This is a genomic window from Streptomyces macrosporus (genome assembly GCF_039533145.1).
GTDB classification, from domain to species: domain Bacteria; phylum Actinomycetota; class Actinomycetes; order Streptomycetales; family Streptomycetaceae; genus Streptomyces; species Streptomyces macrosporus.
The window spans coordinates 1-5738 of record NZ_BAAASZ010000042.1; the positions used below are offsets into that span (position 1 = coordinate 1).

A 5738-nucleotide genomic window follows, 5' to 3' on the forward strand; every position below is an offset into this window, starting at 1 on the left:
AGCATCGCCTGCACTCTCATCTGCTACCGCCGACTCGCCAAATGAGATGACTTGTTATTCTGGCCCGATGTACAGCCCAAGCCTTCCCCCGAGCCGCCGCCGCGGGTCGAACTGGTCGACTCTGACGTCGACCGAGAGCAGAACATCGCCGCGGATGTGGTCTTCGACGAGCAAGTCACCGAACAGGTCGAAGTGCCCGCGTCCGTAGTCAGCGTGACGCTGAGGAACAGAGCAGACGATCCTGTCCTCGTCACCCATGCCGAAGTGCGCCTTACTTCCGCTACCGAGGTTCTCTGTCCCTACGGTGCCGGGCCAACCGTCATCAAGGCCCAGTACAACATCAAGATCCCGCACAAGGCGGGTGCTGGTTCCGTTATCACCCGGAAGATGAAGTACACCCTCCCGCCCCATGGCCAGGAACGTGTGGCGTTCACTGTAGGACCCGAGAGCTACGGAGAAGGGTCGATGCCCTGGATCTACACCTTCACCATCTCGCTGCACATGGATGACGGTTCCACTGTCACGGTGCCGGAAGTCACCTACCTTGCTCCCACCAACAAGGCCACAGAGTTCCTTGCGGTGGCAGAACAGGCCATGAACCCTGAACAGTCGGGAGGGGCAGGTCTGATGGAACCCGCTTGTGTATCCAGGCAAGCTCGTTCCGTGGCGCAGCTCGTCAAGTCCGCTTCGCGCCCATCACCCGAGCTGCGCGACTTCAGCGCGGAACTCACCCGCCTAGCCGGGCGTTGAAGGGCCCTTGGTCGAGTTCTGCCCGGCGGACCATGTGACTGTCGGCCGTTGGGATCGCTGTTCCGGTTGTGGGCGGGGAGATCTGACGAATGGACGCGGCTTGAGCCGCATCTGCCGAAACTTGGTGGTCGGGGTGGCCGGGGTGGTCAATGGTCCGACCACCGACAGGTGATCCACGGGATCCTGTTCCGAGTCCGCACGGGGGTTCCTTGGCGTGATCTTCCCGAGCGCTTCGGGAACTGGAAGACCGTCTATGAGCGCCATCGGCGCTGGTCGGCGGACGGGACCTGGGACCGAGCCGTTTCCAACCTGATGCAGAGGGTGGTGACGGATCCGGCGGTAGCCGGCAAGCACTGCTGGTCCTGGCCCACCTGTGCTGCGCACCTACAGCCGGCTCGCCGCGGCTTGCCGGAGTGGTACTGCCACCGTCTACCGCCACCTCCGTGAGGGCGTCGAGTTCCTGACAGCCCTCGCGCCCAACCCGGCCCAAGCGGTGAGGACGGCCGTGGCCAAGGCGTTTGCGGTGCTGGACAGCACGGTGCTGCCCATCGACTGGGGGCACCTTCCGGCCGAAGGCTGGGGACATCGCCGCCGACCGGCCCTGCCACTCCGGCAGGCGCAAGCGGCACGGCAAGAACATCCAGGTCCTTGCCGGTCCGGCGGTGAAGCCGATCCGGGCCTCACCGGCCCTGCCTCGGGCGGTTCACGACCTCCGCGCGTCCCGCACCCACGGGGGGCGCCCCCTCCGGGGACATCATCGACGCCCTGGCCTGTTGGGCGGACAAGGCCCGCCGAGGCACCGGCGGTACCATCCGGGTGCCCTACCGGGGCCGCCGGGAGAAGCTCTCGGCGACGCGATCACGGCCTGCCTGTCCGAGCCGGCCCACCACCGTCGCGCGGCCGAACTCGCCCACCGCATTGCCGCAGAGGACGGCGCCGCTATGGTGCTCGCCCACATCGACTCAGGGGGGCGCCGGGTGAACCCGGGGATGCTCCAGCGCCGCCTGCCGTGCCGGGCTGCCCGAGGCGCTCTGCCGTAGCCGGTGCTGCCGGACCTCGTGAACAGTTCGAACGCCGCCGCGTCCCGGCCGCCTCCCAAAGTCGTGAGCAAACGCTGCCCGAAGTCGTGAACGTAGCCACGCGGGGATGGTCCCTCGCTGACCATCTGCAGCGCGACGTCCTTGCTCTGCTCCCCGCACCCGCGGGGATGGTTCCATGACCACGGGCACGTCCTGGATCCCGGCGCCTCCCCGCCCTGCACCCCCAGTTCTTCCAGCTTCTTCACTCGCTCGTGGGGGAGCCGGTCGCGGCGGCTTTTCTGGTTGCTGAGCCATACCCCGAGTTTGCTGGGGTGTTTCTGTCCGGTCTGGTCGCGGATGGCCTCGACCCACTTTCTCGGCACCCGGGTGTGTCCCCGGCCCAAGTATTGGCGGAGGGCGGCGAGGGCGCGGTCCCAGGCGGTCGTGTCTGTGGGTACCACCACCGCCCACGGTGCCTGCCTGGTCCGACCGTCGCTCCCGGCTTGGCCGTCGCTTGCCGCTGTGCCGTCCGCTGTCGTCGGGGCGGTTGGTGTGATGCCGAGGGCGGTCAGGCGTTCGCGTTGCCTGTCGGCCGACTGCTGCCATCCGGTGCGTTGTCGGGCGAGCCAGAGTCCGGTGTCCTCGCCGCCGACGGTGACGCCGGGGCGGATCTCCTCCAGGGTGGCGCCGCCGTCGGGGCAGGCTTTCACCTTGGCGTAGTGCCGCTGCCAGTCCACGGGCCAGGCCGGGTTCTCGGCGCATGGCGCGCTCAACGACTCCTTGGGCTCGGTCCGGGCGGCGCCAACCCTGCCTCTGACACCGGATGGTGGGCAGCCTCCTCGCCATCGCTTGGCGCGGGTCCGCGGCGAAACCGCCCAGGCGCCGACCCTTCGCAACTCGATGAGCTCGATGGATGGGAGGAGAGGGCCGTTGACGCGACCCGGGCACGAGGGCCGGCCGTCGAACCGGACGGTCGTATCGCCGGGGTCTGCGCGAGGCGACGTGATGTCGCGCGGCCGCCCACAACGCGACGATCACGACCCGGCCCGCCTGGAAGCCGGGCTCTTCCTCGACGCCGGTCCCCGGATTCGCGGCCGGGTCGGCCGGGATCGCGACGACGCAACGGCCCTCTCGGGTCGCGGCCTGACCGCTCCCCCCTGCGGGAAACCCCGCCGGGTCTTCCCGGGGCCGTGGCCTGACGGAGCCTGCCGAACCGGCGTCCCGGCGTTCCCCGTCGAGCATGATGCGCTTCCCCGAGCGGGCCGCGCCGGGCCGGCCGGTCACGGCCGTCACCGACGCGGACGAGTGACGAGCGGGGCTTACGGGGCCGGCCCGACGAGCGGAATCAGCGGGGGGTGATCTGTGCCCAGCGGGTGCAGCCGTGCCGCCCCTTGCGGGGCGCGGTGCCCCACCGGGAGGCCAGCGCGGTCACGATGAGGTGTCCTCGGCCGTGTTCGTCGGGGTCGTAGTCGGCGTCGGCGGGGGAGGGGGCGGGGCCCCCGTCGGTGACCTCCACGCGGACCGAGGGCTGTTCGGTGTCGCGGACGAGCCGCCAGGTGATGTGGATGTCGGGGCGGGCGTGGGTGAGGGCGTTGCCGACCAGTTCGGCGACGACGGCCTCGGCGCGGCAGGTGTACTCGTCGCCCAGGCCCCAGTCGTGCAAGAGCTTGCGGGTGAGCCGCCGGGCCCGGGCGGGAGCGTCGGCGGTGCAGGGCAGCGGCCAGGTGAGGGAGCGGGTCGGCGCGGCGCCCTGCCGGGCGGAGCGGGCCGGTCGGCGGATCTCGGCAGCGTTCATGGGGGTGGCCCTTCCGGGGGTGCTATCCGTCGCGGCGGGAGCGCCGACGACTCGGACAACATTGTTTAACGTTCAACTTACTCCTCGGGGTGAGTCCCTGCGGCCCTGCGAGGTGTGACGCACCTCTCATTTCGCCCCGTCGAAGAACGGGGTGCATTCCGGGTGCTTTCGGCGGGGTGAGACAGCGGGCGGTCGCGGCAGGGCCCAGGGCGAAGGATCGAGCGGGCCGTCAGGGGCAGCGGAGTCGGGGGAAGAGGGTGGTCTTCCACCGCTCGGACACCTCCGCGCGGTGCAGGTCGGACAGGAGCCGTTCCGCGTCGGTGACCAGCGCCCCGTGGACGTGCCATGCGTCGGGTCTGGTCAGGGCGCCGTGTTCGACGAGCTCGGTCATGCTGTCGTGCCAGGCGTGGGCCTGATCGAGCGCGGTGCGCACCTGTTCGCGGGCGTCGGTGTGCTCCAGGCCGGCGAAGGCCTCGACGGATCGCCCGGCCGGTTCCAGCGTTTCGGCGTACCGGTCGGTGAACAGCGGCCCCGGACGGCGGTCGGCCCGGGGGTCCTCCACGATGTCGGCCAGGGTCCGGGCGATGCCCCGCACCTGCAGCGATGCTCCGTGCGGGACGCGGAGGGCCTCGCCGCAGGTTCCGGGCCGCCGTGGCGCTTGCACGGTGCAGCGGATGTTCCAGCGCAGGCTCTCCTCGACCGGCCGCACCTGGTCCCGTGCCTCGGCGATCTCCTCCTCGAGCCGGCGCGCCCGCGACAACCAGACCTCCGGCCGGCCGGTCTGCTGCTGCTCGCGCAGGCCGCGACTCATGTCGTGCAGCAGCGCGCTCGTGGCCTGGGCCAGTCGGCGCACCGCGGCACGGGAGTCGTCCACGTGCACCGGAGGCAGGATCAGGGCGTTGACCGCCGTCCCCGCGACCGCCCCGGTCACCGTGGCCAGCGCCAGAAGGGCGAGATCGCGCACCGAAGTCACGCCACGGCGGCCAGGGTGAGCAGCGCGGTCGAGGCGACCCGGAGCTGATCGTCGAACATCCGGCGCCCGCGGGCGGCCAGGACGACGGCGAGGACCACCAGGATGCTTCCGGCAGTGGGACCCAGTCACCAGGCGGTGGCGACGGCCAGGGCGGCCCCCGCCACCTGGATGGCGATCCGGCGCGCGGCCTCGGTCACCGAGTGGTGCACCGTCGAGGTGTTGACCACGACCAGGGCGGTGGCGGCCAGGAATTGAGGCCGTCCCGGCCCCCATGGAGCGGTCACCTGCCAGGCGAGCAGGACCGCGATCAGATTCTTGACGCCGTGTGACAACACGCTTCTGCTGCGGCCGGCGGTCACGGCCTTGACCATGCGCCCCAGCATCAGCCACGGCCCGCGAGGCGGGATCGGCCGCCTTTGTCGAGCATTGGTTGAATCTTGCATGAAAGGGGGAATGTCGCCTTTCGTCGGGCTTGGCCAACGCCCTCCGGCGGTCCGGGGATAGGGAGTCCGGCGGCCTCGAGTGCGATGCCGTGCAGGCGCATGCATCGGTGGTCCGCCGGGTGCCGGATGTTCCCGGCGGCCGCGTGTGTCCGTGTAGGACGGCGCCCCGCGTCGAGTCCATTGTGCGGTGGGGACTTCTCCCTGCGGGCGGTCGGCGCGGCCGATTCAGGAAGCGAGCGCCGCGGACCGCCGGATTATTTCCCGTTCGCGAGGGCGAGGCGAGTGAAATACTTCATGAAACTAAAAGTTTACTGTTCAACCAACTGGGGGTAGCTTCAGCGGTGCCCCACCACCTCGGGGCACCGCCCGACGTCCCGTGGGACGGGGCGCCGGCACGGCACGAGGAGGAACGATCGTGAGTCGAGTCTTCGGACGGCGGGCCGCCACCGCGGCCATCTCTCCGGCGGTCGCGGCCGGCGCGGTGCTCGCCGCCGGGGATACCGCCTCGGCGGCACCCCACTCCGGCCCCCACCACGCCGCTGCCGTCTCCTACACCACGGACACCGACCGGGACCGTGGTGACCGGGACCACCGGAACGGCCGCGACCGCGGCTGATGGCACGGGGCCGGAACCGGTCCGATGAGCCGGGCCGCACACCGGCCGTGTCGCTCCCGTCCGACAACGGCGTCGAGCCGGGGCGACCGCGGCCGGGACGGCCGGTGATGTGACCGGAGACGGCGCCCGTGCCGCCGGGGGG

Annotated in this window: 6 protein-coding genes and 1 pseudogene; 3 read left to right on the plus strand and 4 right to left on the minus strand. The window is 70.8% G+C overall.

What is annotated here, in order from left to right:
* Positions 1-51: 51 nt before the first annotated feature.
* The gene (locus ABD335_RS26770) at positions 52-750 is read left to right on the plus strand and encodes a hypothetical protein (RefSeq protein WP_344328120.1); all 699 of its coding nucleotides are present in this window, start codon (positions 52-54) and stop codon (positions 748-750) included.
* A 66-nt stretch (positions 751-816) separates the two neighbouring features.
* Positions 817-1146 (plus strand): annotated as a pseudogene (locus ABD335_RS26775) (transposase); the annotation flags it as partial.
* A gap of 358 nt (positions 1147-1504) precedes the next feature.
* On the opposite strand, the gene ABD335_RS30970 reads toward ABD335_RS26775, so the two are convergent.
* The 4 genes from ABD335_RS30970 to ABD335_RS26795 all read right to left on the minus strand — a co-directional run bounded on the left by ABD335_RS30970 (position 1505) and on the right by ABD335_RS26795 (position 4908).
* The gene (locus ABD335_RS30970; RefSeq protein WP_425583758.1) at positions 1505-2506 is read right to left on the minus strand and encodes a helicase associated domain-containing protein; all 1002 of its coding nucleotides are present in this window, start codon (positions 2504-2506) and stop codon (positions 1505-1507) included.
* A 608-nt stretch (positions 2507-3114) separates the two neighbouring features.
* Positions 3115-3564, minus strand: coding sequence for an ATP-binding protein (locus ABD335_RS26785; protein WP_344328123.1), 450 nt, complete (start codon positions 3562-3564; stop codon positions 3115-3117).
* 229 nt (positions 3565-3793) lie between these two features.
* Positions 3794-4528, minus strand: a complete 735-nt coding sequence (locus ABD335_RS26790) for an aromatic acid exporter family protein (protein ID WP_344328126.1) — start codon at positions 4526-4528, stop codon at positions 3794-3796.
* 134 nt (positions 4529-4662) lie between these two features.
* Entirely contained in the window at positions 4663-4908 is a 246-nt protein-coding gene (locus tag ABD335_RS26795) for a hypothetical protein (protein ID WP_344328129.1), read from the minus strand.
* Positions 4909-5395: 487 nt separating this feature from the next.
* Between ABD335_RS26795 and ABD335_RS26800 the strand changes: the two genes are divergently transcribed.
* A complete protein-coding gene (locus ABD335_RS26800; RefSeq protein ID WP_344328131.1) occupies positions 5396-5596 on the plus strand; it encodes a hypothetical protein in 201 nt (66 codons plus the stop codon).
* Positions 5597-5738: the final 142 nt, after the last annotated feature.